Here is a 648-nt window from a genome sequence, read left to right as displayed (position 1 = left end):
AATTTAATAAGTGAAGTGATGATGGCAAAGAGGTCACACCTGTTCCCATACCGAACACAGAAGTTAAGCTCTTTAGCGCCGATGGTAGTTGGGGGTTTCCCCCTGTGAGAGTAGGACGTCGCTTCGCTTATTTTTTTAATGCTTCAATAAGTATTTTATGTCGGAGGGGTAGCGAAGTGGCTAAACGCGGCGGACTGTAAATCCGCTCCTTAGGGTTCGGCGGTTCGAATCCGTCCCCCTCCACCATTTTTATTTTTAGGGGCATAGTTTAAAGGTAGAACTACGGTCTCCAAAACCGTCAGTGTGGGTTCGATTCCTACTGCCCCTGCCAATTAATTAAACAAAATATTTATAATGGCGGTTGTGGCGAAGTGGTTAACGCACCTGATTGTGGTTCAGGCATTCGTGGGTTCGATTCCCATCAGTCGCCCCATTTAAATAATATTGAAATTTTTGGGGTATAGCCAAGCGGTAAGGCAACGGATTTTGATTCCGTCATGCCCTGGTTCGAATCCAGGTACCCCAGCCATTCTCTTTTAATAAAGAGCCATTAGCTCAGTCGGTAGAGCATCTGACTTTTAATCAGAGGGTCGAAGGTTCGAGTCCTTCATGGCTCACCAGTTTTTATAAATTTTATATACTGTCAGG

General features: G+C 44.9%; 5 tRNA genes and 1 rRNA gene. All 6 read left to right on the top strand.

Annotation, left to right across the window (positions count from 1 at the left end):
• The first annotated feature begins 11 nt into the window (after positions 1–11).
• Positions 12–127, top strand: a 5S ribosomal RNA gene (gene rrf / locus LZ480_RS19680).
• Between the two features lie 35 nt (positions 128–162).
• Positions 163–246 (top strand) — tRNA-Tyr (locus LZ480_RS19675).
• An 11-nt stretch (positions 247–257) separates the two neighbouring features.
• Positions 258–331 (top strand) — tRNA-Trp (locus LZ480_RS19670).
• Between the two features lie 26 nt (positions 332–357).
• Positions 358–433, top strand: a tRNA-His gene (locus LZ480_RS19665).
• 21 nt (positions 434–454) lie between these two features.
• Positions 455–529, top strand: a tRNA-Gln gene (locus tag LZ480_RS19660).
• Between the two features lie 15 nt (positions 530–544).
• A tRNA-Lys gene (locus LZ480_RS19655) sits at positions 545–620 on the top strand.
• Positions 621–648: the final 28 nt, after the last annotated feature.

Source organism: Solibacillus palustris (assembly GCF_022549215.1).
In the GTDB taxonomy this organism is placed as follows: domain Bacteria; phylum Bacillota; class Bacilli; order Bacillales_A; family Planococcaceae; genus Solibacillus; species Solibacillus daqui.
This window is presented reverse-complemented; position numbering and strand designations above follow the sequence as displayed.